The organism is Patulibacter americanus DSM 16676, assembly GCF_000420025.1.
Lineage (GTDB): Bacteria > Actinomycetota > Thermoleophilia > Solirubrobacterales > Solirubrobacteraceae > Patulibacter > Patulibacter americanus.
Map to the genome: position 1 here is coordinate 338,709 of NZ_ATUD01000002.1, position 23,997 is coordinate 362,705.

A 23,997-nucleotide genomic window follows, 5' to 3' on the forward strand; every position below is an offset into this window, starting at 1 on the left:
ATGGCAGGCCGTCAACGGCCACTTGTGAACGGGGGGTCATCGCGGTGTCGACCATCCGTTGACGGCAGGGTCTCACCGCGATAGCCCCGAGGGGCGGTTTGCTCCGTGACCGCCGTGTGAACGAACCCGTTTACACGGATGCCACCAGATGTTCACAGTCGAGGGCCCACGAGCCCGCATGATCCCGTGCCGCTGCGCTCCCGCCTTTCGGCGTGCGCTCGCTCGACGCTTCGGCGTCTGACCCCAACCCTGGAGATCCTCACCATGCGCCTTCCCGTTCCCGCCCGCGCGGCCACGGCGACCGCCCTCGCGCTCGCCTGCACCGCCCCGTTCGTCGCCGCCGCCCCGGCGTCGGCCGCGAAGAAGACCACCATCACGATGAGCGGCTCGACGTCCGTGGCCCCGCTCGCTCAGGCCCTGACGAAGAAGTACTCCACGCTGAACTCCAACGTCAGCTTCCGCGTCGCCCAGGGCGGCTCGGACAAGGGCATCACCGACGTCGCCAAGGGCCGCGTCACGATCGGCAACTCCTCGCGGGACCCGCGCAACGGCAGCGACCCGAAGGGCCTGAAGTTCTACAAGGTCGCCAAGGACGCGGTCTGCCTGATCACGAACCCGGGCAACAAGCTCGCCAACGGCCTGACGCAGAAGCAGGTCGCCGACATCTTCTCCGGCAAGATCCGCTCCTGGTCCGACGTCCCCGGCGCGCAGCAGACCGGCACGATCAGCCTCCAGGCCCGTAACGAGGCCTCGGGTACGCTCGACGCGTTCGAGAACCTGTTCATGGGCGGCGCCTCGCTGTCCTCGACGGCCGCCCGCCAGGCCTCCAACGGCCTGATCCAGGCCGCCGTCAAGCGCGACCCGAACGCCATCGGCTTCGTGTCGATCGAGTTCACGGCCGGCGTCAGCGCCGCCAGCTACCAGGGCGTCGCGTGCACCACCGCCAACGCGAAGTCCGGCTCCTACAAGGGCACGCGTAACTTCTGGATGGTCACGAAGGACGACGCGAAGGGCGAGACCGCGCGCTTCATCAGCTGGATCGTCAGGAGCTCCGCCGCCCGCAAGATCATCGTCAACGAGAAGGCCGTCCCGCTCTCCTAGGTCCCGGTTCCCGCGCGACCGCCGGCCACCGTGCTGAGTCGAATCCGCCGCCCGATGACGGACCGCCGCGCCGAGCTCATGCTCGGCGCGGCGGCCGTCGCCGTGGTGCTCATCATCGTGGCCATGGTCGTGTTCATCGCGATCTCGGCCTGGCCGTCGTTCCAGTACAACGGCCTCAAGTGGTTCGGCTCCGGTGGCGACATCGACGCGGAGCTCGGCGACATGGTCAACGCCGGCGGCGACCCGACGGCGGCGGACTACCGCGTCCGCGCCTGGCCCCTGATCTACGCGACCGCGCTGACGACGGTCCTCGCCGTGCTCATCGGCGTCGTCGTCGCGGTCCTGGCCGCCATCTTCATCGTCGAGCTCGCCCCTCCGCGCGTACGGGCGATCATCGTCCCGGTCGTCCGGCTGCTGGCCGCCGTCCCCTCCGTCGTGTACGGCCTCGTGGGGATCCTCGTGCTCGTCCCCTTCGTCAACGACCACCTGATCTCGGAGAACCAGCGGGAGTCCGTCGCCTACGTGATCACCCTGAACGGCCCGGGCGTGCTCGTCTCGGTCCTGATCCTCACGCTGATGATCACCCCGATCATGATCGCCCTCACCGTCGACGCCCTCAGCGCCGTGCCGCGCGGCTGGCGCGAGGGCGCGCTCGCCCTCGGTGTGACGCGCTGGCGTGCGGTCATGTCCGTGTCGATCCGCGCCATCCGGCCCGCGATCGTCGCCGCCGCGGTGCTCGCCAGCGCCCGCGCGCTGGGCGAGGCGATCATGCTCTCGATGGTCTCCGGCTCGAAGGGCTTCGCGCCCCAGCCGTGGGACGGGGTGCTGTTCCTCTTCGAGCCGCTGCGCCCGCTCGCCGCGACGATCGCCGAGCAGGCCGAGGGCATCCAGGCCCCGGCGCTCAAGGCGAGCATCTACGCCATGGCGCTCGTGCTCCTGGTCTCCTCGCTGATGCTCTCCGTCGGCGGCTCCCTCATCAAGCGCTCGCTGCGCCTGGGGACGGCGCGATGAGCACCGCCCCGACCACCGGCGGCCCCCGGGCGACGCCCCCGGGCCGTCGTCAACGCCTGCTCGGCGAGCTGCGCCTCTGGCGGCCGCTCGACCTGCTCGGCGTCGTGGCGGCGTGGACGGTCGGCGCGCTCCTGCTGCTCGTCGCCGCCTCGCTGCTGCTCTACATGGGGATCAAGGGCCTCCAGTACGTCAGCCTCGATCTGCTGATCACGCGCCCGCAGCCGGGCGCGGACCAGTCCGAGACGGGCGGGATCCTCGACCCGATCCTCGGCACGCTGATGATCATCGCGATCGCCACCGCCATCGCGCTGCCCCTCGCGGTCGGCGCGGCGCTGTGGATCGTGGAGTACTCCCGGCCGCGCTGGCTCGCCCGCGTGGTCGAGTCGGGCATCGAGGTCATCGCCGGCGCCCCGTCCATCGCCATCGCGATCTTCGGCCTGGCGATCTTCCAGCTCCCGATCTTCTCCTGGGCGTCCTTCTCCGCCGCCGACGGCGGCGGGGTGTTCGGCCGCAGCTTCATCGCGGCCGGCTCGGTCATGTCGCTCATCGCCCTGCCGTCGATCTTCGCGACGACCCGCGAGGCGCTGCAGTCCGTGCCCCGCCACGTGCGCGAGGCGAGCTACGGCCTGGGCAAGACGAAATGGGCCACGATCCGCCGCGTCCTGCTGCCGACCGTGAAGCCCGACATCGCCACGGGCACCGCCCTGGGCATGGGCCGGATCGCGGGCGACACCGCGATTATCGTGCTCCTCCTCGGCGCCACCCTGCAGCTGCAGGCCGGCAGCGGCATCCCGGGCGTCGGCACGCTCCAGGGCACCGGCTCGACCCTGACGAGCTACGTCTACAACAACTCGCCGACGGGTGAGGGCAACGCGCCGGAGAAGGCCTACGCGGCCGCCTTCGTGCTCATGCTGCTCATCATCGGCCTCAACCTGCTGGTCGCGGGCATCGGTCGCCGCCGCGCCGGCACCGACCTCCCGAGGTGACCATGGTCGAGTTCCCACCCCCTGTCCGCCGGATCACGCCGAACGGGTCGCCGAACGTCGTCGACCCGGCGGACCGCCAGGGCATGCCCGAGCCCATCGCCCGGGCCACGCGTCCGTCCTACGGCCCGGAGCGCCTGCGCATCGACGGCGTCTCCATCCACTACGCCGGCACGGAGCGCCCGGCCGTCAACGCGGTCACGCTGCCCGTCCGGCAGGGCGAGGTGCTCGCGCTGATCGGCCCGTCCGGCTGCGGCAAGACGACGCTGCTGCGCTCGCTCAACCGGCTCGTCGAGCTGACGCCCGGGGCCTCGCGCCAGGGTCGCATCCTGCTCGACGGCGAGGACGTGGACCATCTCGAGATCACGCGCCTGCGCCGCCGGGTGTCGATGATCTTCCAGCAGCCCAACCCGTTCCCGATGTCGATCTTCGACAACGTGGCCTACGCCATCCGCGAGCAGGCGATGCGCCGCCCGGGCAAGGCCGCGCTGATGCCGCGCGTCGAGACCGCGCTGCGCCGCGCCGGGCTGTGGGACGAGGTCGCCGACGACCTCGGGCGTCCCGCCCTGCGGCTCTCGGGCGGCCAGCAGCAGCGACTGTGCATCGCGCGGGCGCTGGCCGTCGAGCCCGACGTGCTGCTCATGGACGAGCCGTGCTCGGCGCTCGACCCGATCTCGACCGGGGTGGTCGAGGAGCTCATCCACGAGCTCCGCGAGAACCTGGCGATCGTCATCGTGACGCACAACCTGGCGCAGGCCCGCCGCGTCGGCGACCACGTGGCGTTCATGTACCTCGGCGACCTCGTCGAGTACGCGCCGACGGAGGAGCTCTTCACCCGCCCGCGCGCCGACCGCACCCGCGAGTACGTGCAGGGGAGCTTCGGTTGAGCCACGGCCGCCGCATCCGCCGGGTCACCCCGGGCGTGCTCGCCGGCGCGCTGGGCCTCGTGGCCCTCACCGGCTGCCAGACCACGCAGGATCGCTCGGCGGCCCTGCGGAGCAAGGCGGCCGCGGTCGACGGCCCGGGCCGCGTCAAGGTCGGACGGCCACAGTCGGGCGTCCGCGTCGGGGCCCGCACCGAGCTGCGCGCTCCCGACCGCGCCGCGCTCGTGGTCGAGCTGCAGAACACGACGGGGCGCGCGATGCGCCGCGTCCCGGTGTCCGTGCGGGTCGTCGTGACCGGCAAGGAGCAGTACTCCAACGACCGCGAGGGCTCGGACGAGCTGCTGCTCCGCGTCCCGGTGCTGCCGCCGCGGACGCGCACGACCTGGGTCAACGCCGACCTGCCGCCGCTGCCGAAGGGCGCCGACGTCGTCGTGCGCCTTGGCGCCGCGAAGGGCACGGCCCGCGCGGGCATGAAGCCGCTCCGGGTGACCGGCGTCAAGCGCGTGGCCGGGGACTCCGGCGAGTCCGGGGTCGCCGTGGAGGGCGTCGTGCACAACGACGGCCGCCGCGAGCAGACCGAGGTCCCCATCTACCTGACCGTCCGCCGAGGCGGACGGACCGTGGCGGCCGGCACCAGCCGCGTCGTCTCGCTGCCCGCACGGAAGAGCGCCCGCTTCGAGGCGTTCCTGGTCGGCGACGGGCGCACCGGGCGCCTGAGCGCCGTCGCCCTGCCCACGAAGCCGCAATCCCCGAGGTCCTCCCGATGAGCACCAGCCCGTTCCTCCCCGCCGACGACCCGCGGGCCGGCACGTGCGCGACCTGCGGCGCCCCGTTCGCCGCGGACCAGCGCTACTGCCTCTCCTGCGGCGCGCGGCGCACCCACGCGCGCCTCCCGTTCCAGGACGCCCTGGTGCAGACGACCCCGGTCGGTCCGGCCGGGCACGCCGGGGTCCCGCCGGCGCTCTGGGCGGCGCCGCCCACGACGGGTCCGTCCGCGCAGACGATGCTCGCCGCGCTCGCGTGCGTCCTGCTCGCCTTCGGCCTCGGGTTCCTCGTGGCCGGGGGCAACGACGACCCGCAGCAGCCCATCGTCCTGGGGGCGGGAGCCCCCGCCGCGGCCGCCGCGCCCACCGCCACGACCCCCGAGGAGGAGGTCGAGGAGGACGCCTCCGCGAGCGCGGGCGACGACGAGGAGGAGGAGGAGGCCGACGCGTCCGACACCGACGTCTCGGAGCCGGAGCCGGCCAAGAACCTCAACGCCGAGGAGAAGAAGGAGGCGGCGGAGCTGAAGAAGATCCCCGCCACCGTCCCGAAGGCGAAGCCGCTGAGCGACGCCGCCTCGAAGGCGCTGGACAGCAAGGACCCGGACAAGGCGCGCGAGGCGTCCAACTCCCTGCCCGACGTCGTCTCGACGGGGGACTGAGATGGCGCCCCGCATGCCGTGGAGCAAGGCTCCCGAACCCGTCCACGTCCCGTCGGTGACGCCCCAGCGCGCCGCCCTGGACGACGAGCGCCGCCGGCTGGCCGAGCTCGTCGCCGAGAGCACGTGGGACCTCGGCGGCCTCGTCTACGAGATGGCCGTCCGCGACCACTTCCGCGTCGACGTCCTGACCCAGCGGGCCGCCGAGCTGCAGCGCCTCGACGCGCGCCTGAGCGAGGTCGAGCGCCTCGTCGCCGACCACGAGGGCATCGGCGGGCACTGCCGGTTCTGCGGCGCGCCGCACGGCCGCTCGGCCGAGTTCTGCTGGAGCTGCGGCGAGCGACTGCTCGTCCGCCAGGTGCTGGGCACGATCGAGGGCACCGTCGCCGCGCCGCCCGTCTACCACGCGCAGCCCGCCGCGACAGGCCCGGACCAGCCCACGCGCGAGCAGGCCGTCGTGCCCGGCGACGCGTACGACCCCTCGCCCCGCGAGGGCTGACCGCCCGCCCGTGGCCCGCCGCCGCCCCGAGGGCGCCGGCGGGCCGCAGGCCGTAGCCTCCGGGGCCATGGCCGTCTGGTTGCCCGCGTACCTCATCCACGGCGACGACCACGACCGCGTCGGCGAGCGGCGCAACCGGATGAAGGCCTCCGCCGAGCTCGAGGTCGGCCCGGAGGGCGTGGAGCACCTGGACGGCGATGCCGCCACGCCGCCAGCGATCGCCGCGACGCTCTCCGCGATGACGCTCGGCATCGGCCGCCGCTTCGTCCTCGTCGACGGGGTGGAGAAGTGGAAGGAGGCCGAGGTCGTCGAGCACCTCGTGCCCGTCCTGAAGGTCCTCGACGGCGCGACCACCACGGTCGCCTTCGTCGCGATGGAGGACAAGCGCCAGCAGGTCGCACCCGCGCTCGTGGCCGCCGTCGACAAGCTCGGCGGCGCGCAGGTGACGGAGGAGGCCCTGAAGGCCCGCGACCTGCCGCGGTGGGCGAAGGAGCGCGCGGCGCAGCTCGGCATCGAGCTCGACGGCGCGGGTGCCCAGGCACTTGTGGCCCAGGTCGGCGAGCGGCGCGTGCGGCTGGAGCGCGAGCTCGAGAAGCTGGCGCTCGAGCACGGCCAGGGCGCGCGGCTGTCGACGCGCGACGTCGAGGAGGCCGTCGCCGACGGCGCCGAGCAGCAGGTGTGGGGGCTCGTCGACGCCATCGTCACGGGCGACCGCAAGGCCGCCGTGGCGTCGTACCTCGCCCTCCGTGCCCAGGGCGAGCCGCTGGCGCGCCTGACCGGCCTGCTCAACTCGCGCATGCGGACGGCGCTCGAGATCGCGCGCCGGCTGGACGCGGGGGAGGACCGAGGGCAGATCGCCCAGTCGGCGCGGATGCCGCCCTGGCAGCTCGATCGCCGGATCTCCGAGGCCCGCGACGCGGGGTCGGCCACACTCTCGACGGCCGTGGATCGCCTGGCCCGCCTGGAGCTCGCGGCTCGTGGCGACAGCACGCTGGACCCGGACACCGAGGCGATCCGCACGATCGGTGCGGTGACCGCGCGGCGCTGAGGGTCCCGTGCTGAGGCCCCGGCGCTGACGGCACCCGGCGCGACACCGGGGCGCAGGCCCGCGGGAGCCTGGCGCTCAGCCGCCGGTGTGCCCGAGGATCAGCTGCGCCGTCTCGAGCGGCACGTCGAGCTGCGGGGCGTGGGCGACGCCCTCGAGCTCGATCCAGTCCGCCTGCGGCATGACGCGCCGGAGCCGGCGGGCGGCCGTGGGCCACGGGAGCAGGCGGTCGGCGGTGCCCCAGACGATCCGCACGGGGCAGTCGATCCGCTCCGCTTCGACGACGTAGGGATCGCTGGCGGCGAAGGCGAGCATCGGCAGCGCGTCGCAGCGCGCGACGCCCAGGACGAGGTGCGCCACGAGGTCGGCGGGCAGACGCTCGGGGCGCGAGGTCAACAGCTCCGTGGCGCGACGACGGCCGGCCGCGGTTGCGGCGATCGCCCCGGCGTGGGGTGCCAGGGCCTTCGTCGCCTCGTGCATCGCGGTCTGCGCCGCCAACGTCCGGCCGAGGGTGGGGTCGTTCGGCTCCCAGCCGCCGGCGGGGGCGAGGGCGACGACGGAGCGGGCTCGGCCGCGCGCGGCCAGCTGCAGGGCGACGAAGCCCCCGAGGGAGTTGCCTGCCACGTGCGCGGTCTCGAACCCGGCGTCGTCCATCGCCCGCTCGACCGCGTCGGCCATGGTCGCGTGGGAGACGGCGTCCTCAAGCGGCGGTCCGCCGGCGTGGCCGGGCAGCGTGGGGGCGAGCACGTCGTGATGACGCTCGAGGGTCGGAAGGACGAGCTCCCAGGTGCGCCACGTGTCCATGAACCCGTGGAGGAGGACGAGCGGCTCGCCGCTGCCGCCACGATGGGCGGGGGTGAACGAGAAGCTCACGGCGTGGTCCGTCGGCGCATCGGGTGGGTGGCCCGTCGAAGGGCCGGCGGGCGGGGTGCGCCGGCCTTCCGGAACGACGAAACGGCCCGTCGTGGACGAGCCGTCATGCGGGCGCTCAGGGGCGCGGGTGCGGGCGTGGGGCCCGCGAGGAGACTCAGGAGGCGGAGGCGCGCTTGGCCAGGCGCGTGGCGCGCGCGACCTTGCGGGAGCCCGTGTTCCGGTGCAGCGCGCCGGACTTGACGGACTTGCCGACGAGGCTCACGTACTTGGAGTGCGCGGTCGCGATGGCGTCGGCCTCGCCGGCCTTCACCGCGTCCTCGAGGTGACGGAACTGCGTCTTCAGTGCCGACGTGTAACGCCGGTTCTCCAGGCGCTCCCGCTCGGAACGGAGGATGCGCTTCTTCTGCGATGCGATGTTTGCCATAAGCCGACGAGGGATAGTAGCGGCGACCCCCCGGTCCGTGCGTGCCGCCCCTCCCGCGCGGGCGAGGGGTGGGCGGCGCGACGCCCGCGTCGCCGGGGACGGGCCCGTCGCCGGAGGGCCCTCCCCGGGTCGAGGCGGCCTGGGGGCGAGCGTGCGGCTCGTCCGCTCCGGGAGCGTAGGATGCCGCACCGGTGCGTGAGACCGAGGACCGACTCCACGCCGCGGTCCCCGCGGATCCGTCGCCCGTCGGCGGCGCCGCCGAGGGCGTCCTGTCCGAGAACGAGGACGCCGGGGGCGCGGCGGGCCGCGCACGGAACACGATCATCTTCTCGGTCGCCACGGGGTTCTCGCGTGTCGCTGGCCTGATCCGCGAGATCTTCGCGAGCTTCCTCTACGGCGCGTCGGGCGCGGCCTCGGCGTTCACCCTCGCCTACGCGGTGCCGAACCTGCTGCGGAGCCTGTTCGCGGACATGGCGCTCTCGGCGGCGTTCGTGCCGGTGTTCTCCGAGCTGCTCGAGCAGAAGAAGCGCCGCGAGGCGCTCCTGCTCATGTCGACCCTCTTCTGGGTCCTCCTCGGCGGCCTCACGATCCTGACCGCGGTGGCGATGGTGACCGCCCCGCTGTACATGCCGCTGTTCGTGGGCGAGGCCGTGAGCGACAAGCTCGGCTCGCAGGCCGACAGCCTCACGGTCGGGCTCTCGCAGGTCATGCTGCCGACGGTCCTGCTGCTGGGCATCAACGGCCTGTTCGTCGGGGCCCTCAACGCCTACGACCACTTCACGATCCCGGCGCTCTCGCCGCTGGTGTGGAACGTCGTCATCGTGGTCGTGAACCTCGCGCTGCTCCCGGCGTTCGGGGGATCGGGCGAGACCGACGCGATCTACGCGCAGGCCATCGGCGTGCTCGTCGGCACGGCCGTCCAGCTCGGCATGGCGGTGCCCGTGCTGCGGCGCTACGGGATCCGCCTGGTGCCGAAGGTCAACCTCCAGGACCCGCACCTGCGCCAGGTCCTGACGCTCATGGTCCCCGTTGCGCTCTCGCTCGGGTTGATCAACTTCAGCGCGCTCATCGACTCCATCCTCGCCTCCCGCGTGTCGGACGACGGACCCCGCGCGATCGAGGCGGCGTTCCGCCTCTACATGCTGCCCCAGGGGGTGTTCAGCGTCGCGATCGTGACGGTGCTGTTCCCGGTGCTGAGTCGCGCGGTGGCCCGGGGCGACCGGCCCGGCCTGCGGGGCCTCATCGGCAGCGGCATGGGCCAGATCCTGGTGCTGCTCGTGCCGATCGGGATGCTCTTCGCGAGCCCTGTCATCGCGCACGACATCATCCAGACCCTCTACCAGTACGGGAAGTGGACGGACGCGAACACCGACGCCGCGGCCACCGTCCTGTCGTTCCTCGGCCTCAGTCTCGCGCTCAACGGCGTGAGCCTGCTCATGAGCCGCACGTTCTTCGCGCTGCAGCGCCCGTGGGCGAACACGGGCCTGGCGCTCGGCAGCCTGGCCGTGAACATCGCGGTGTCCTTCGCCCTGTACCGGCCGCTCGGCCTCGCGGGCATCGTGATCGGCACGTTCGTGGGCAACGTCGTGCTCGTGGGCCTGCAGATCCGGCTCCTGCGCAAGGAGACCGGCGGGGCGCTCGGGCTGCTGCCGGTCCTGCGTTCGTTGCTGCAGGTGCTCGTGGCCTCGGTGGTGGCCGCGCTGGCCGCCTCCGGTGTCGCGCTCGTCGGCCGGATCGCGACGGACGCCCTGGGCGTCGGCACGCCCGCCACCGTGGTGACCGTCCTGTACCTCGGCCTGGCCATCCTCGCGGGCGGCGTCGTCTACGTCGGTCTGGCGCGCGAGCTCGGCCTGAGCGAGCTCGAGCAGGCCGGCGGTCGGTTCGTGCGGCTGTGGGCGCGCGTCGAGCGGCTCCTGCTCCGCCTCCCCGGCGTGCGGCAGGCCGTCGCGGTCGTCCGCCGGCCGGTCGTCCGCAGCGCCGGTCGTCGCGCCGACGCCGTCCTGTCCGTCCTCGCGCTGCCGATCGGCTGGCTCGCCCGCGTGGCCGAGGTCCTGTCCCGTGCGCTCGTGGCGCTGGTGCCGGCGGGCCCTGGGCCCGCCACCGCGGGAGCCGGGCCGGGACCCACCGCGCCGACACCGTCTGGGCCGTCTGGTCCCGTCGCGCCGCCGTCGCAGCCGCGCGGCCGGGGGCGCCAGAACGCGCCGCCCGTCGAGGACGCCCCGGCCGCCGGCCCGGACGACGAGACGCTGCGCCACCGCGACGACCGGGCTTCCGACGCGTCGGCCCGGGCGGTCCCGCCCGCCGACGGACCGTGGGAGGACGACGCCCCGTCCCCCGAGTCCCGCCGTCCGCGGCGGTTCGGCCGCCGCGCCCCGGAGCCCGCCCCGGAACCGGAGCCCCTCGAGGACGAGGCCCCCGACCTCTACGACGCCGCCGAGGACTGGCCGACGATCGGGCAGCGCGGGGGAGAGACCCTCGACGTGCCGTGGCCCGGCGTGGAGCGGGCCCAGGACGACGACCCCTACGCCGAGCCGGAATGGGGCGACGACGTCGCGCCGTCGCGGCTCGACGTCTACGGGATCGAGCTGCCCGAGGGCACGCAGCGGACCCCGGAGCAGGAGGCCCGCGCCGCGCAGCGGGAGCAGGCCAAGCGGCTGATCGCGGCCCGCGAGGCCGCGCTGGAGCGGATGGCCGAGCGCGAGCGTCGTCGCAAGGCGCAGGACGAGCGTCGCGGCCGTCGCGGCCGCCGCCGCGACTGAGGCCGGCTGCCGGTCCCGGCCGGTGCCGGCAGGCTGCTGGGCGCGCGAGCGCGCGGCGAGCGTTTCGCCGGGGGCCGCACCGGGGTACCCGCGGGCCGAACCACGATGGAGGCCCTGATGACCCCCGCACCCGACGCCAGTGTCGATCCGGATCAGCACCCCGAGGTCCCCACCCCCGACACGGGCCGCGAGACCGTGATGCCCAACCGCCATGCGGGCGAGCCGGCCCAGCATCCCGGTCCGGACGAGGACGACCCGGACCGCGGCCCCGCGACCACCCCGGACCCGCCCGGTCCGCACCCGGATCCCGACCCGGACCCGACGACGCCGCCGGACCCGATCCCGGACCCGCAGCCGCAGGACCCGTCCGTCTCGACCTGACGTTCGCACCCGCCGTTCCCCCGGGGGCGCGGCCGGGAGGCTCCGTCGGCGTCGCGCCCGCCGCGCGGCCACGGGCGGCGGGTCTCAGTCGTCCTCGGCCAACAACCCGTCGAGGACGCGCCCCGGATCCGCGAGGAACGTCCGGGTGAGCCGCACCGGCGGTGCGTCGTCGAACGCGATCTCGCGCAGGCCGTCCTCGTCGCAGAGCAGGATGCGCGCGCCGGGGTAGGCGAGCAGCAGCGGCGAGTGCGTCGCCACCACGAACTGGGAGCCCTCGCCCGCGAGCGCGTGCATACGACGCAGCAGCGTCAACACGTTCTGAGGCGAGAGCGCCGCCTCCGGCTCGTCGAGCACGTAGAAGCCCTGCGGGCCGAAGCGGTGCAGCACGATCGCGAGGAACGACTCGCCGTGCGAGACCTCGTGCAGCGAGCGCCCGCCGTAGGAGTCGAGCACCCCGAGCTCCTCGAGCGCGGTGGCGAGCGTGAAGACGCTCTCGGCGCGCAGGAAGAAGTCGCTCTTCGGCCGCCGCGTCCCGCGCACCACCTGCAGGTGGTCGCCGAGCGGTGCGTGCGACTCGCGGGTGGCGTGGCGCATGTTGCGGCCGCCGCCCTCCGCGTTGAGTCCGCACGCCACCGCGATCGCCTCGACCAGCGTCGACTTGCCCGAGCCGTTCTCGCCGACGAGGAACGTGACCTGCGGGTGCAACGCGACGCCGTCGCGCAGCGCACCCACCGCCGGCACCCGGGCGGCGTGCCCGAGCTGGGCGTCCGGGGTGCCGTCGATCAGGCGCACCTCGCGGACCATCGCCTGCTCCACGCCGCCGCGGCGCGTGCGGATCTCGCGCAGGATCGCCTCCCGCTCGGCGCGGCTGTGCAGGGCCATGGCGGGCATCCTCGCAGGAGCCCCGCCCAGAATGCGTAACCGAAAGGTTGCACGACGTCGGCGCAATGTGTAAGTTCGCGGTTACACATCAATCCCCGAGCACCGGAGGCACACCATGATCCAGGACACGATCGAACGCGAGATCGACATCGAGGCCCCGCCCGAGCGGGTTTGGGCGCTCGTCACCCAGGCGGAGCACCTCGGCCGCTGGTTCGGCGACGCCGGCGCGTCCGTCGACCTCCGGCCCGGCGGCGCGCTGGCCTTCCGGTGGACGGAGCACGGCGAGACCGACGGCCGCGTCGAGGCGGTCGAGCCCCCGCACCGGTTCACGTTCCGCTGGCGCGCCCCCGGCGAGTTCGGGTACGGGGAGGGGCCCCTCGGCCCGGAGAACTCGACCCTCGTGGAGTTCGCGCTCACCCCGCACGGCGCGGGCACCCGGCTGCGCGTCGTGGAGCAGGGGTTTGCCGCCCTCGCCGGTGCGGACGAGGCGCGCGGCCGACACCGCGACGGCAACGTCCGCGGGTGGCAGGCGGAGCTCGGCGAGCTGGCGGAGTACGCGACGGGCGCGACCGCGGGTGCCTGAGCTCCTCGACCCCGACGCTCCCGAGCTGCAGGTCTTGGCCGCGCTGGCGGACCCGACGCGGTGGCGGGTCCTGCAGCTCGTCGCGCAGGACGGCGAGGCGACGGCCACGGCCGTCGCCGAGCGGCTGCCCGTGAGCCGGGTAGCGGTCGTCAAGCACCTCGGCGTGCTCGACCGGGCGGGACTCGTGGTGGGACGGCGGCAGGGGCGCGAGGTGCGCTTCGCCGTCCGGCCCGAGCGGCTGGCGGGCGCGGCGCGCGAGCTCGACGCCGTGGCGGCACGCTGGGACGCCCGGCTCGCGGCCCTGAAGCGGCTGGCCGAGGCGCCGGATCCGCCGCCCGGTGAGCCCGTGGCGTAACGCCCGGCCCGTCGGATCCCGGGGTCGTCAGGCCTCGGGGCCGGGGTCGGTTCCCGCCCCAGACCCGGGACGAGCCCGGCCCCGGGGGGCCGGCTCGGTCCGGGCTGCGGCCCGGGGCTCGTCGAGCGCGCGTCCCGGCGCCGCGAGCACGGATCGCGTGACCCGGACGGCCGGCACGTCGTCGTAGGCGACGGTCCGCACCCCGTCCTCGTCGCACAGCAGGATCGTCGCGTGCGGGTAGGCCACGAGGATGGGGGAGTGGGTGGCGATCACGAGCTGGCCGCCCGCCTGCACCAGCTCGTGGACGCCCCGCAACAGCGTCAGCTCGTTCTGCGGGGACAGCGCCGACTCCGGCTCGTCCATCACGAAGAACCCCCGAGGGCCCAGGCGGTGGTGGAGGAGGGCGAGGAACGACTCGCCGTGGGACTGCTCGTGGAGTGAGACGTTGCCGTAGGCCTCGAGTCCGCCCTCGCCGGCGTTCTGGTCCTGCTCGATCGCGGTGGCGAGCGTGAACACGCTCTCGGCCCGCAGGAAGAAGCGGTTCAGTGGCGGCGTGCGGGTGCCGCGGAGCACGAGCAGGTCCCGCCCGACGTCGAAGTGCGACGCCCGCGTCGTGAACCACCAGGTCGAGCCGCCGCCCTCCGGGTTCATGCCCATCGCGATGGCGATCGCCTCGGCCAGCGTCGACTTGCCCGAGCCGTTCTCGCCGACGAGGAACGTCACCGCCGGGTGGAGCGCCAGCCCGGTGCGGAACGCCGACAGCGCCGGGACGGTCTCCTCGTGCTCGATCCCCTTTCCGGGGCGGACGACGAGCTCGCGCACGAACCCGCCCCCGACGAGCGGCTCGTCCGTCGCGGGGTCCCGCCAGGGGGCGCCGTCGGTCGCGTCAGGCCCGGGGTCGGTCACGCCGCGTCCTCAGTCCCGCGCCCGGCGGTGGGCCGCGCCGCGGGGCCCGGGCGTGGCGACGGCGGGGGACGCGGGCATGGTCGCGAGCGTACGCGCAGCGGTCGCGGAGGGGCGGACGACGCGACACCCGTACTCTTGGGGGTTCCGCATGAGCGACCAGTCCAAGATCCGCAACTTCTCGATCATCGCCCACATCGACCACGGCAAGTCGACGCTGGCCGATCGCATCCTCGAGCTCACCGACACGGTCGCCGACCGTGACATGCAGGACCAGCTGCTGGACTCCATGGAGCTCGAGCGCGAGCGCGGGATCACCATCAAGTCGCAGGCCGTGCGCGTGTACTTCGACGCCGACGACGGCGAGACGTACATGTTCCACCTCATCGACACCCCCGGGCACGTCGACTTCACGTACGAGGTCTCGCGCTCCCTGCAGGCGTGCGAGGGCGCCCTGCTCGTCGTCGACGCCTCCCAGGGCGTCGAGGCGCAGACGCTCGCCAACACGTACCTCGCTGTCGAGGCGGGGCTCGAGATCATCCCCTGCCTGAACAAGATCGACCTGCCCGGCGCCGAGCCGGAGCGCGTCGGGGGTGAGGTCGCCGAGCTGCTGGGCGATGACCCCGACACGATCCTGCGGATCTCGGGCAAGACGGGCGAGGGCGTCGACGCGGTGCTCAACCGCCTCGTGCAGACCGTTCCCGCGCCCGAAGGCGACCGCGACGCGCCGGCCCGCGCGCTGATCTTCGACTCCGAGTTCGACCAGTACCGCGGCGTGGTGGCCTACATCCGGGTGGTCGACGGGGTGTTCAAGAAGGGCGACAAGATCGCCGCGATGGCCGCCGGCACCGAGGCCGACGTCGACGAGCTGGGCATCTTCAGCCCGCAGATGGTGCCGATCACGGAGCTCGGCCCGGGCGAGGTCGGCTACGTCATCACGGGCATCAAGGACGTCATGCTGCTGCGGGTCGGCGACACGCTGACCCACCGCTCCGGCGTGCGCGGCGCGGGCGAGAAGCTCGTCCCCGCCGAGGAGGCCCTCCCGGGCTACCGCGAGATCAAGCCGATGGTCTTCTGCGGCCTGTTCCCGACGGACAACGCGCAGTACCCCGACATGCGCGACGCCCTTGAGAAGCTCTCGCTGAACGACGCCGCGCTCGCCTGGGAGCCCGAGACTTCCGACGCCCTGGGCTTCGGCTTCCGCATCGGGTTCCTCGGCCTGCTGCACATGGACATCGTCCGCGAGCGGCTCGAGCGCGAGTACGACCTGGACCTCATCGCGACGATGCCCTCCGTGGGCTTCGAGCTGGAGCTCCAGGACGGGACGATCCAGGAGATCCACAGCCCGTCGGCGTACCCGGACCCGACGTTCATCAAGACGGTCAGCGAGCCGTTCGTGAAGCTCAACGTTCTCACGCCGACGGAGTACGTCGGCACGACGATGGAGCTGTGCCAGGACAAGCGCGGCGTCCACCAGGGGATGCAGTACATCTCGGCCGACCGCGTGCAGCTGACCTACGACGTCCCGCTCGTCGAGATCGTCCTGGACTTCTTCGACCAGCTCAAGTCGCGGACCCGCGGCTACGCCTCCTTCGACTACGAGCCGATCGGGCTGCGCGAGAGCGACCTCGTCAAGCTCGACATCCTGCTCTCGGGCGACCCCGTCGACGCCCTGTCGCTGCTCGTGCACCGCACGAAGGCGCAGGAGATGGGCAAGAAGTTCACGGAGAAGCTCAAGGAGAAGATCCCGCGTCAGCAGTTCGACGTGCCGATCCAGGCCGCCATCGGCGCCCGCGTCGTGGCCCGCGAGACCGTCAAGGCGTACCGCAAGGACGTCACGGAGAAGCTCTACGGCGGCGACATCTCCCGCAAGAAGAAGCTGCTGACGAAGCAGAAGGCCGGCAAGAAGCGCATGAAGCAGGTCGGCAACGTCGAGGTGCCGCAAGAGGCGTTCCTCGCGGTGCTCGAGCTCGGCGACGCCTGAGGGCGGACCCCTTCGCCGCGGCTGGGGAGGCCGCGGCGCTCAGGACGCCTCGGCCGCGTCGTCCGTCCCGGGCGACCCCGCCGCTCCCCGGCGGCGCGTGAGTCGTCCCCGGGCCACGCGTCAGTAGGCGGCGGTGCGGTCGCGCATCGCCTGCAGCGCGTCGGAGGCCTGCGACCGCATGCCGCGGTCGGGATCGGTGCCGTCGGCGGCCCGGCGCAGCGCATCCCGCGCGACGGCGCAGGGCAGCGTCCCGAGCGTGTAGGCCGCCGAGCGCCGCACGTGGCGTGTGTTGGTCCGGTCCTCCAGGACGGCGGCGACCGCCTCGGGCACCCCGTGCGTGGTGAGGCCGCGGGTCTCGCGCAGGATCATGGCGATCGCGTCCGCCGGGGCGCGGAAGGCGACGGCCCGCTCGAGCTGCCGCCGCAGCGCCACGGCGTCCCCGCGCTGCCGCGCCTCCCGCGACTCCCGCGACGCCCGTCGGATGGCGTTGGCGGTCTTCCAGGGCGTCGGCATCGTGGGGTCAGCCGACCACACGCGGATCGCGGCGAGCTAAGGACGGTGTGGCTGCCGTGTGACCGTGCGGCGGGTCGCGATCGCGGCACCGCTCCCCCGAGCAACGCGGCGCCGGCGCACGTACGGACCGTACGCCACGGACGGCGCCGCTAGCCTGCCGCCGATGACCGCACCGTCGCTCGCACCGTTCGCGACCCTGGACCGCGCGGCGTGGGCGGCCCTCGCCGCGGGCGGTCCGGGCGACGACGTCCTCGGCCCGCTCGCGCGCCTCGTGGCGGTCCGCCGCGAGCAGGACCTGCGACGCCGCTCGGCCGTGGCCGAGCTCTCCGGCGCGCTCGTCCGCGGGGGTGGCGGGGCGCGCGGGTACGTCGTGGCCGTCGCCGGTGGGGTGGCGGCGGGCAAGAGCCGGATCGCGCGGGAGCTGGCCGCGCTGCTCGCCGACCACGGCGCCGGGCCGGTCGCGCGGATCTCGACGGACGACTTCCTGCTGCCCAACGCCGAGCTCGAGGCGCGAGGGCTGAAGGAGCGCAAGGGATTCCCCGAGAGCTACGACCACACGGCGCTGGTGGCGCTCCTCGATGCGGTGCGCGCGGGGCACGGTCCCGTCGCGGTCCCCGTCTACGCCCACCGGCTGCAGGATCGGGTGCCGGGCGAGACCACCACGGTCGACCGGCCGGGGGTGCTGATCATCGAGGGCCTGCGCTCGCTGGCCGGTCCGGAGGCCGGCGAGGCCGTCGGCGTCCGCGACCGCGTCGACCTGGGGATCTACGTCGACGCCGCCGACGAGCACGCCCGCGGCTGGTACCTCGAGCGGTTCCGGTCCTGGCGCGTGGACGCGGCGGACGACCCCGGCGCGTTCCTCCACCCGCTGCGCGCCATGCCCGACGTCGAGGCCGACGCCCTGGCGCTGCGGGTCTGGGACGCCGTGAACGCCCCGAACGTCCGCGACCACGTCCTGCCGACGCGTGAGCACGCCGACGTCGTACTGCGCAAGGGCGCAGGGCACGAGGTGACCGAGGTGCTGGTGCGCCGGGTGTGAGGGCGGGACCCGCGCCGCCTGCCACGATGCGCCCATGGACCTGGGACTGACCGGAGAGGCCGTCGCCGTCACGGGGGCGACGAGCGGGATCGGGCGCGCCGTCGCCGAGCGGCTCGCGGCGGAGGGCGCCCGCGTGCTGCTCGTCGCGCGCGACGAGGACCGGCTCACCACGACCCGGGACGAGCTGTCGGGCGGCCCGCACGCCGTGCTGTCGGCGGACGTCACGGACGTCGCCTCGGGTCGTGAGATCGTGGTCGCGGCGAGGGAGGCGTTCGGCCGGCTCGACGCCGTCGTGGCCTGCGCCGGGTTCTCCACGAACGTCGCCCCGGAGGACCTGACCCCGGAGGACTGGGACGCCCAGTGGCGGATGAACGTGCTCGGCCCGCACGCCCTGCTCGTCGCCGCCGCCGACGATCTGGCCGCGGCGCCGGCCGGCGGTCGCGCCGTGCTCGTCTCGTCCTCCTCCGGCAAGCGCCCGTCGCTGAGCAACATGGCCTACTCCGTCACGAAGGCCGCCGAGCTCTCGCTCTCGCGGGCGTGGGCGCAGCACCTCGCGGGCCGCGGGGTGCGCGTCAACGCCGTCGCCCCGGGCCCGATCGACAGCGAGATGTGGCTGCAGCCCGGCGGGCTGGCGGACCAGGCGGCGGAGGCGTCGGGCGCCTCGCGGGAGGAGGCGCTGCAGGCCGCGCGGGCCCGGGTGCCCGCGGGGCGCTTCGGCACGCCGGAGGAGATCGCCGACGTGATCGTCCTGCTGGCCTCGCCGCGCGCCGCGTTCACGACGGGGTCGGCGTGGTCGGCCGACGGCGGCGCCGTCGCGACGATCCTCTAGTCCGTCGCGGCCGGGACCCGGATCAAGCGCTCGAGCGTCGTGGTCCGCTCCCCGGGCAGCAGCACGCGCACCCGGAGCTGCGGCCCCGGGGTGGGGTTGCCGGCCTGCGTCGCCACCCGGACCACACGCCCCGTCGCGCCGGACGGCAGGCCCGAGAGCCGCACGGTGAACCGCGCCCCGACCGGGGTGGTGATGCGCAGGAGCCGGCGCAGCGCCTTGGGGCCGAGCGTCTGCCCGACCCGCAACGAGCCGCGGGCGCCGCGGCCGTACGTGGGGATCCGCAGCTCGGCCTGCACGGCCGTCGAGCGAGCGTTGCGCACGCGATAGGTCGTGCGCAGCGACCCGGACGCGATCCGGTGGGTCACGTCGAGGTCGACGCCGTCGCTCGCCTCGCCGCCGCGCACCGTCATCTCCCCGGAGAGCGGCGCTGCGTGGTCGCGCCGGGACTTCGGCACGGCGAGCTCGGTGTGCCCCTTGCGGCGGACGCCCGGCTGGGTCTCGATCAGCCGGCGGGGGCCGGCCGTGATCGTCAGCCCGAGCGCCCCCTGGCCGCTACCGCCGACGCCCGTGAGCGCCCGGCCGCGGGCGTCGAGCAGCCGTGCGGGCTCGAGGCCGCCGACGCGCAGGGGCGTCCAGGGCTGCAGGAACGCCGTGGAGTAGCGCGGGGTCGTGACCGCGAGGCGGCCGATGTCGCTGTCGTGGGAGTACGCGGCGGGGAGCGGGGTGACCGGCGCGCGCGCCCCCGGCGGGCTCGCGAGTCCGCGGTCGGCCAGCTCGGCCAGCGTCGACGCGAAGCGTGCCGTGCCCGTGAGGCCGTCGAAGGTGTTCTTCACGAGCGCGCTGCCGGAGACGCCGAACGCGCTGGCGGGCAGGATCACGGACCCGCCGGTGTCGGCGCGGCGCTGGTACAGCTCGACGGCGCGGCGCACGAGCCAGCGGGTCGTCGGGACCTGGGCGGGCAGGTAGCCCGCGCTCGCCGAGCCCTCCGTGCCGGCCGCGTAGCCGCGCAGCGCCAGCAGCCAGTACTGGGTCAGGTGCAGGCGCCCGACACCCTTGCCGGAGTCCCAGTTGGGGTAGCCCGCGGCGGTCCAGTCGCCCCAGGTCACGCGGCGGGCGAGGCGCCGGAAGACGTCGCGCGTGCGCTTGGGCAGTTGCGGCATCCCGGCCGCGCGGGCCTCGTCGACGTACGCCAGCGCGCCGAGCACGATGTTCGCGTACTCCACGGTGTCGGAGCGGTTCGTCGGGTTCGTGGCGGCCCGCTGGGGGAGGTAGCGGAAGGCGAATCCCGACCCGAGGTTGGGGGCGCCACCGGGGTAGGCGGCCTTGCGGGCGTGGTCGGCGAACCAGATCAGCTGCCGGCGATAGTCCTGCTTGAGCAGCCGCGGGTCGCCCGTGACGGTCGCGTCGGCGGCGTAGAGGTCGGCGCTCCAGTTGATCTGGTTCAGCAGCCGGCTCGGGGAGCGCCAGAACGGGGAGCGCGCGACGGCGCTGACCCGGTCCTGGATCAGCTCGCGGGCCTCGGCGGACAGGCCGACGACGTCGCGGGCACGCCAGGCGACGGCCAGCGCACGCGCCACGACGGCGTCGAGCGCCTGGTGCATGGAACGCACGTCGCCGCCGGGGTCGGAGAACCCGGGGGCGTGCACGGTGACGCTGTGGCCGGGCGCCGGCGCCTTGGCGACCCTGCCGTTCAGCCGCGCCACGTACATGCGGCCGGTCAGGAGCCGCACGAGCGGCTCGACGCGCTCGGGGTGCGACGCGGACCCCTCGCGCCCCGCCAGGGCGGCGTAGGCGTGCACGAGCAGCATCTCGGCGTTGAGCCGGGCGCGGGCGACGCCGGAGACGACGTAGGCGCCCTCGCCCGGGCTCCAGAGCGGGTCGATCGGGGAGATGACCGCCCCGGCCGCCGCCCACAGGTCGCCCGGGTCGGCGTCCTGGAGCCGGTCCTCGGCCGACGCGAGCGCCCCAGGGTCGGCGGCCGCGCCGTCGCCGGCGTCGGGCGGGTCGATCTCCGACTGTGGGCGCACGACCGCCGCAGCGGGCGCGGCGGGCGAGGAGACGTCGGTCCCGGCGGCCGTCGCGTCCGTCGGGAGGCCGGCGAGTGCGCCGGCGAGCACGGCGAGGGCGGCGGTCCGTCGGGGGGCAGGGGGCACGGGCACGAACGGCCATGGTGGCGCAAAGTGCCTGCTCGGGGCGTCACACCTTCGGCGCAGGAGGCGCGCGCCGCCGGGCCACCGCCCCACCGACCCGACGGTCCGGGGATGGGCCGCCGGACGGGCGCGGGGTACGATCCGCCCCCGCGTCCGCCGCCCGGCGGGCCGCGGCGATCACCACCGAAGGACGAGCCCCCGTGGCCGAGACGACCGCCCCCGTGGGCAAGCGCTACCCCGCCGTCACCTACGCGGTGGGGCGCGAGAAGATCCGCGAGTACGCCCGTGCCGTGGGCGAGACGAACCCGCTGTACCTCGACGTCGCCGCCGCGCGCGCCGCGGGCTATGACGACGTGGTGGCGCCGCCGATGTTCGTCGTCGTCTACTCCTCGGCCGCGATCGGCGCGGCGCTCTACGACCCCGAGGTCGGGATCGACATGCAGCGCCTGGTCCACGGTGCCCAGGAGTTCGCCTGGGAGCGCGTGCTCGTGGCCGGCGAGGAGGTCTCGACGGTCGTGGCGCTCGACGAGGTCCGCTACGTCGAGACGGCGGACCTGACCTACTACGTCTTCGGCGCGACGACGACGGACAGCGAGGGCGCCGTCGTCTCCACCGGGGTCTGGAGCAACATCGTGCGGGGAGCGGGTCGATGACGGACACGACGACGGACGGTGCGACGGAGCCCGTGCGCTGGGAGCCCGGCGCGGAGCTGCCGACGCTGACGATCACCCCCGACCGCTACGTGACGGTCCGCTACGCCGGGGCGTCGGGCGACTTCAACCCGATCCACATCGACGAGGAGTTCGCCCAGCAGGTCGGCTTGCCGGGGCGGATCCTGCACGGCCTGTGGACGATGGCCCAGGTCGCGCGCGCCCAGACCGACGCGGTCGGCGGGGCGGAGGGCCCGGGTGCGCTGCAGCGGCTCGAGGTCGGCTTCCGCGGCATGGCGTTCCCCGAGCAGGAGATCGTCGTCACCTCGAAGGTCACCGCCGTGGAGGACGGCGTCGCCGTCGTCACCTCGACCGCGAAGCAGGGCTCGACGCGCGTCGTCCGGGGCGGCAGCGCCCACGTGCGCGTCCCCGACCGCGGCTGACTCAGCGCGGCGGGTCGCCGTCGCGGTCGCGGGCCGCGCGGTGCGACCCGGCGGCCGGGCGGAACGCCACGGTCGGCTGGTCCTCGGCGGGACGGCTCCCGTTCGCCGTCTCGGTGTCGTCGGGCGCCCCGGCGTCGTCGGCCGCGGGCTCGTGCACCTCGGTCGCCGGCTCGTCCACCTCGGCCGCGGGCTGGTGCACCTCGGTCGCCGGCTCGTCCACCTCGGCCGCGGGCTGGTGCACCTCGGTCGCCGGCCCGTGCGCCGCGGCCACGGGCTGGCGCCCCCCGGCCGGCCGCTCGTGCACCTCGGTCGCCGGCTCGTCCACCTGGGCCCCGGGCCTTCGCGTCTCGCTCGTCGGCCGGTCGCCGGCGAGGTCCTGCCGGCGCACCGGGCGGTCCTCGTCCTCGCCGTCCGGCCACTCGTCGTCGTCGAGGCCGTCGTCGCCGCGGGCGGTGCGGCGCAGGCGGCGCCGGGCGCGCGGCTCGCGGATCGAGACCGGCTCGCCGTCGGGGCCGAGCGGTCCGCCGTCGGGGGACCGGCCCGCGACGATGAGGATGGAGGCGTTGAGCTCGGCCCCGAGCAGGAGCGCGCAGCTCGAGAGCCAGAGCCAGATCACGACGACGATCGCCCCCGTGAACGCGCCGTACAGCGCGCCGACGTTGACGACGTTCGAGATGTACTCCGACAGGCCCCAGGAGACGACGAGCCAGCCCACGACGCCCAGCACCGCGCCGGGCGTGACGAGGTGGAACGCGCGCCGGCGGTAGTCCGGGGTCACGTAGTAGACGTAGGAGAATCCGAGGAGCGCGCTGGCCACGGCCGCCGGCCAGCGCAGCGCGGTCCAGACCGCGGCGGCGTTCTCATCCGCCCCGACGAGCCGCAGGATGTCCTCGGCCAGGCTGCGCCCGACGACCACGAACACGAGCGTCGCGAGCACGAGCGCAAGCAGGACGAAGGTCGAGAGCACGTCGATCGTCTTGCGCCGGAAGAAGCTGCGGCCGCCCTGCACGCGGAAGGCGACGTTCAGCGCCCGGCGCATCGACTCGAGCACGCCCGTGGTGCCCCAGAGCGCGAACAGCGTGGACAGCACGAGCCCGGTCGTGGCGGTGCTCTTGTGCCGGAACGCGTCGCGGAGCGAGTCGTCGATGGGCTGCACGACGGAGTCGGGGGCGACGTCGCTGAGGTAGCGGACGATCGCGTCGTACGTGCGGGGGTACTCGCCCACGACGCCCAGGATCGACAGCGCCAGCAGGATCACCGGGAACAGCGACATGAGGCTGTAGTAGGTGATCGCCCCGGCGTGCTGCGTCATCTGGTCGTCGTAGAAGGCGACGACGGTGCGTTTGATGACGGCGAGGGCGCGGCGCATTCGGACCGGCGGAGCTTGACGGGTGAGCGCCCGGCGAGCGCCGCGGGGTCCACCCGTACCCCTCCCACACGCCGCCAACCGCGCGTCGAGGACGGCGGCCTCAGCGGCGCAGCAGCGCGCCGCCCGCCAGCGCGACCGCGGCCGGCGGCGCGAGCAGCTGCGCCAGGAAGCTGAGCGGCGCCGCCGCGTCGGTCAGCAGCCGGGTGCCGTCGCCCGCGTCGACCCCGCCGCGCCAGGCGACCCAGGCGACGGCCGCCAGCGTGAGCAGGATGAGCGCGCGCGGCAGGTCCTGGTGGTCGACGGGGGAGGGCAGCAGGCCGATCGAGGCGCTCAGGGCGAGCAGCAGCCAGAGGACGCCGCCGACGGACGCGCCGTCCCCGAACAGCCCGCCCACCAGGTCCACCGGCGGGTCGCCGAGCGCGACACCCGGGACGAGCACGCAGCCCGCGGCGTAGACGACGGCGGGCACGAGCAGGAGCGGCGCGAGGCCCACGAGCGCGCGCCCGATCGCCCCGCCCAGGACGGGCAGCCGCGACGGCTTCCAGCGCACCTCGCCGAGCAGCACGCCACCGTCGGGCAGGGGTCGCGGGGCGAAGGGCACGAACCGCACGACCCGGCCGAGCAGCGCCGTGGCCGTCACCGCGTGCGAGGCCTCGTGAAGCGTCACGCCGGGCGCGAGGACGGTCCAGGTCGCCCACCGGCGCAGAGGCCCGGAGCGCGCCGCGCGGGAGACGAGGCCGTCGAGCAGGCGGCGGCCGAGCACGTAGACGCACAGGAGCTCGAGCGCGAGGATGCCGAGGACGACCATCGGTCGGGGACGATCGCAGGCCCTCCTGAGCCCAGGCTGAGGGGAGGGGGCTCGGGGCACCCGGAGGCGCGGCGGTTGGCGCGATGACGCTCGGTAGGATGGGTCGACC

Annotated in this window: 25 protein-coding genes; 17 read left to right on the forward strand and 8 right to left on the reverse strand. The window is 74.5% G+C overall.

The genetic code is table 11. From position 1 onward, the window contains the following. The first annotated feature begins 264 nt into the window (after window positions 1–264). The 8 genes from F593_RS0105760 (at window position 265) to holA (ending at window position 6,946) form a co-directional block, all read left to right on the forward strand. Complete coding sequence (locus F593_RS0105760; RefSeq protein ID WP_022927805.1) at window positions 265–1,101, forward strand: phosphate ABC transporter substrate-binding protein; 837 nt, start codon at window positions 265–267, stop codon at window positions 1,099–1,101. A 54-nt stretch (window positions 1,102–1,155) separates the two neighbouring features. After that, window positions 1,156–2,112, forward strand: a complete 957-nt coding sequence (pstC, locus tag F593_RS0105765; protein ID WP_245540780.1) for a phosphate ABC transporter permease subunit PstC — start codon at window positions 1,156–1,158, stop codon at window positions 2,110–2,112. Continuing rightward, window positions 2,109–3,098, forward strand: a complete 990-nt coding sequence (locus tag F593_RS22770; protein ID WP_022927807.1) for a PstA family ABC transporter permease — start codon at window positions 2,109–2,111, stop codon at window positions 3,096–3,098. The genes pstC and F593_RS22770 overlap by 4 nt, the downstream gene beginning before the upstream one ends. A gap of 134 nt (window positions 3,099–3,232) precedes the next feature. Beyond that, on the forward strand, window positions 3,233–3,982 hold the full coding sequence (locus F593_RS0105775) for a phosphate ABC transporter ATP-binding protein (RefSeq protein WP_028721464.1): 750 nt from the start codon (window positions 3,233–3,235) through the stop codon (window positions 3,980–3,982). Further along, the gene (locus tag F593_RS0105780; RefSeq protein ID WP_022927809.1) at window positions 3,979–4,746 is read left to right on the forward strand and encodes a hypothetical protein; all 768 of its coding nucleotides are present in this window, start codon (window positions 3,979–3,981) and stop codon (window positions 4,744–4,746) included. Before F593_RS0105775 ends, F593_RS0105780 begins: the two co-directional genes overlap by 4 nt. Then, window positions 4,743–5,402 (forward strand): hypothetical protein, encoded by a 660-nt coding sequence (locus F593_RS0105785; RefSeq protein ID WP_022927810.1) that lies wholly within the window; start codon window positions 4,743–4,745, stop codon window positions 5,400–5,402. The genes F593_RS0105780 and F593_RS0105785 overlap by 4 nt, the downstream gene beginning before the upstream one ends. Before the next feature lies 1 nt (window position 5,403). After that, window positions 5,404–5,898 carry a hypothetical protein gene (locus F593_RS0105790; protein WP_169449154.1) on the forward strand — a complete coding sequence of 165 codons (495 nt, stop codon included), beginning with the start codon at window positions 5,404–5,406 and terminating at the stop codon, window positions 5,896–5,898. 67 nt (window positions 5,899–5,965) lie between these two features. Beyond that, complete coding sequence (gene holA, locus F593_RS0105795; protein WP_022927812.1) at window positions 5,966–6,946, forward strand: DNA polymerase III subunit delta; 981 nt, start codon at window positions 5,966–5,968, stop codon at window positions 6,944–6,946. A gap of 75 nt (window positions 6,947–7,021) precedes the next feature. Here the strand turns inward: holA and F593_RS0105800 are convergent, their stop codons facing one another. Both F593_RS0105800 and rpsT read right to left on the reverse strand, forming a co-directional pair. Beyond that, window positions 7,022–7,816: an alpha/beta fold hydrolase gene (locus tag F593_RS0105800; protein WP_022927813.1), complete on the reverse strand. Its 795-nt coding sequence runs from the start codon at window positions 7,814–7,816 to the stop codon at window positions 7,022–7,024. A gap of 154 nt (window positions 7,817–7,970) precedes the next feature. Continuing rightward, window positions 7,971–8,240: a 30S ribosomal protein S20 gene (rpsT, locus tag F593_RS0105805; RefSeq protein WP_022927814.1), complete on the reverse strand. Its 270-nt coding sequence runs from the start codon at window positions 8,238–8,240 to the stop codon at window positions 7,971–7,973. A 191-nt stretch (window positions 8,241–8,431) separates the two neighbouring features. Here rpsT and murJ point away from each other — a divergent pair, with 191 nt between their 5' ends. Continuing rightward, window positions 8,432–10,999: a murein biosynthesis integral membrane protein MurJ gene (murJ, locus tag F593_RS0105810; RefSeq protein WP_022927815.1), complete on the forward strand. Its 2,568-nt coding sequence runs from the start codon at window positions 8,432–8,434 to the stop codon at window positions 10,997–10,999. Window positions 11,000–11,116: 117 nt separating this feature from the next. Beyond that, window positions 11,117–11,380 carry a hypothetical protein gene (locus tag F593_RS0105815; RefSeq protein WP_022927816.1) on the forward strand — a complete coding sequence of 88 codons (264 nt, stop codon included), beginning with the start codon at window positions 11,117–11,119 and terminating at the stop codon, window positions 11,378–11,380. 84 nt (window positions 11,381–11,464) lie between these two features. Here the strand turns inward: F593_RS0105815 and F593_RS22775 are convergent, their stop codons facing one another. Then, window positions 11,465–12,262 (reverse strand): AAA family ATPase, encoded by a 798-nt coding sequence (locus tag F593_RS22775; protein WP_022927817.1) that lies wholly within the window; start codon window positions 12,260–12,262, stop codon window positions 11,465–11,467. Between the two features lie 115 nt (window positions 12,263–12,377). Between F593_RS22775 and F593_RS0105825 the strand changes: the two genes are divergently transcribed. Next, window positions 12,378–12,845, forward strand: a complete 468-nt coding sequence (locus F593_RS0105825; protein WP_022927818.1) for an SRPBCC family protein — start codon at window positions 12,378–12,380, stop codon at window positions 12,843–12,845. Beyond that, window positions 12,838–13,200 (forward strand): ArsR/SmtB family transcription factor, encoded by a 363-nt coding sequence (locus F593_RS0105830; RefSeq protein ID WP_022927819.1) that lies wholly within the window; start codon window positions 12,838–12,840, stop codon window positions 13,198–13,200. Before F593_RS0105825 ends, F593_RS0105830 begins: the two co-directional genes overlap by 8 nt. Window positions 13,201–13,227: 27 nt before the next feature. Here the strand turns inward: F593_RS0105830 and F593_RS22780 are convergent, their stop codons facing one another. Further along, window positions 13,228–14,106: an AAA family ATPase gene (locus F593_RS22780; protein WP_022927820.1), complete on the reverse strand. Its 879-nt coding sequence runs from the start codon at window positions 14,104–14,106 to the stop codon at window positions 13,228–13,230. Between the two features lie 148 nt (window positions 14,107–14,254). On the opposite strand from F593_RS22780, the gene lepA reads away from it, so the two are divergent. Further along, complete coding sequence (gene lepA / locus F593_RS0105840; protein WP_022927821.1) at window positions 14,255–16,087, forward strand: translation elongation factor 4; 1,833 nt, start codon at window positions 14,255–14,257, stop codon at window positions 16,085–16,087. Window positions 16,088–16,207: 120 nt separating this feature from the next. Here lepA and F593_RS0105845 read toward each other — a convergent pair whose 3' ends face one another. Continuing rightward, on the reverse strand, window positions 16,208–16,600 hold the full coding sequence (locus F593_RS0105845) for a hypothetical protein (protein WP_022927822.1): 393 nt from the start codon (window positions 16,598–16,600) through the stop codon (window positions 16,208–16,210). Between the two features lie 163 nt (window positions 16,601–16,763). Here F593_RS0105845 and F593_RS0105850 point away from each other — a divergent pair, with 163 nt between their 5' ends. Both F593_RS0105850 and F593_RS0105855 read left to right on the forward strand, forming a co-directional pair. Beyond that, entirely contained in the window at window positions 16,764–17,639 is an 876-nt protein-coding gene (locus tag F593_RS0105850; protein WP_022927823.1) for a type I pantothenate kinase, read from the forward strand. A gap of 34 nt (window positions 17,640–17,673) precedes the next feature. Continuing rightward, complete coding sequence (locus F593_RS0105855; protein ID WP_022927824.1) at window positions 17,674–18,468, forward strand: SDR family NAD(P)-dependent oxidoreductase; 795 nt, start codon at window positions 17,674–17,676, stop codon at window positions 18,466–18,468. Here the strand turns inward: F593_RS0105855 and F593_RS0105860 are convergent. After that, on the reverse strand, window positions 18,465–20,627 hold the full coding sequence (locus tag F593_RS0105860; protein WP_022927825.1) for a hypothetical protein: 2,163 nt from the start codon (window positions 20,625–20,627) through the stop codon (window positions 18,465–18,467). The two genes, F593_RS0105855 and F593_RS0105860, sit on opposite strands and share 4 nt — an antisense overlap. Before the next feature lie 191 nt (window positions 20,628–20,818). On the opposite strand from F593_RS0105860, the gene F593_RS0105865 reads away from it, so the two are divergent. Beyond that, window positions 20,819–21,271 (forward strand): MaoC family dehydratase N-terminal domain-containing protein, encoded by a 453-nt coding sequence (locus F593_RS0105865; protein WP_022927826.1) that lies wholly within the window; start codon window positions 20,819–20,821, stop codon window positions 21,269–21,271. Beyond that, entirely contained in the window at window positions 21,268–21,711 is a 444-nt protein-coding gene (locus F593_RS0105870; RefSeq protein ID WP_022927827.1) for a MaoC/PaaZ C-terminal domain-containing protein, read from the forward strand. The genes F593_RS0105865 and F593_RS0105870 overlap by 4 nt, the downstream gene beginning before the upstream one ends. Window position 21,712: 1 nt before the next feature. Here the strand turns inward: F593_RS0105870 and F593_RS0105875 are convergent, their stop codons facing one another. Both F593_RS0105875 and F593_RS0105880 read right to left on the reverse strand, forming a co-directional pair. Next, a complete protein-coding gene (locus F593_RS0105875) occupies window positions 21,713–23,080 on the reverse strand; it encodes a YihY/virulence factor BrkB family protein (RefSeq protein ID WP_022927828.1) in 1,368 nt (455 codons plus the stop codon). Window positions 23,081–23,180: 100 nt separating this feature from the next. Next, the gene (locus F593_RS0105880; protein ID WP_022927829.1) at window positions 23,181–23,888 is read right to left on the reverse strand and encodes a hypothetical protein; all 708 of its coding nucleotides are present in this window, start codon (window positions 23,886–23,888) and stop codon (window positions 23,181–23,183) included. Between the last annotated feature and the right edge of the window lie 109 nt (window positions 23,889–23,997).